Consider the following 950-nt stretch of genomic DNA (forward strand, 5'->3'; position numbering starts at 1 on the left):
TGCCTGAGCGCATCCCGCGTTCGTGTCCGCCACCGTGCATCTGTGCTTCTATGCGCACGCGCGGCTTGCGCCGCACGTACAGCGCGCCGATGCCTTTCGGGCCATAGACTTTGTGCGCAGTCACCGTCAGCAAATCGACAGCGAGTTCATCGACGTCGATGGCGATCTTGCCGGCCGTCTGCACCGCGTCGCAATGAAACACGATGCCTTTCTCGCGGCACATCGCCCCGATTCCGGCGATCGGCTGTATCACGCCGGTCTCGTTGTTGACCATCATGACGGACACGAGGACGGTGTCGGCGCGCAGTGCTGCGCGGACCGTTGCGAGGTCGAGCAGTCCGTCTTGCCCGACGTCCAGATACGTGACTTCGAATCCTTGTCGCTCCAGCTCGCGGCAGGTGTCCAGCACCGCCTTGTGCTCGGTTTTCACCGCCACGATGTGACGGCCGCGCGCCTTGTAAAAGTTTGCCGCCCCTTTGATCGCGAGGTTGTTGCCTTCGGTCGCGCCCGACGTCCAGATGATTTCACGCGGGTCCGCGTGCAGCAGATCGGCCACGTGCCCTCGCGCGGTCTCAACCGCTTCTTCCGCTTTCCAGCCGTAGCTGTGGCTGCGCGATGCGGGGTTGCCGAAGTGCTCGGATAGAAACGGAACCATTTTCTCGACCACGCGAGGATCGACCGGCGTCGTCGCGCTGTAGTCCATGTAAATGGGACGTGAGGATGATTCGGATTGCATCGTTCGTGCTCCAGCGTAGTCGTTCCTGACGCGAAAGGTTTGGATTGAAAGGGCGCCCGCAGTGTAGCCCGGACGCTCGCGCGTTCGGTGGAACACCAACTCGACGAGTAGGGATGTCTTTCATGCAAAGCTTTTTTGCCGAGGGTTAACGATAACTTGAACAGCAATATCGTTTGTAATTTAATAAAAGCTATGCAATAAAGCTAAATAAAGA

General features: G+C 58.9%; 1 protein-coding gene. It reads right to left on the minus strand.

Annotated features, from left to right (window positions below):
- Positions 1–736 (minus strand): aminotransferase class V-fold PLP-dependent enzyme (locus AWB67_RS38610; RefSeq protein ID WP_125477902.1); only part of this gene is annotated, 736 nt, incomplete at its 3' end.
- Positions 737–950: the final 214 nt, after the last annotated feature.

The sequence above is a fragment of the Caballeronia terrestris genome (assembly GCF_001544515.1).
Taxonomy (GTDB): Bacteria; Pseudomonadota; Gammaproteobacteria; order Burkholderiales; family Burkholderiaceae; genus Caballeronia; species Caballeronia terrestris.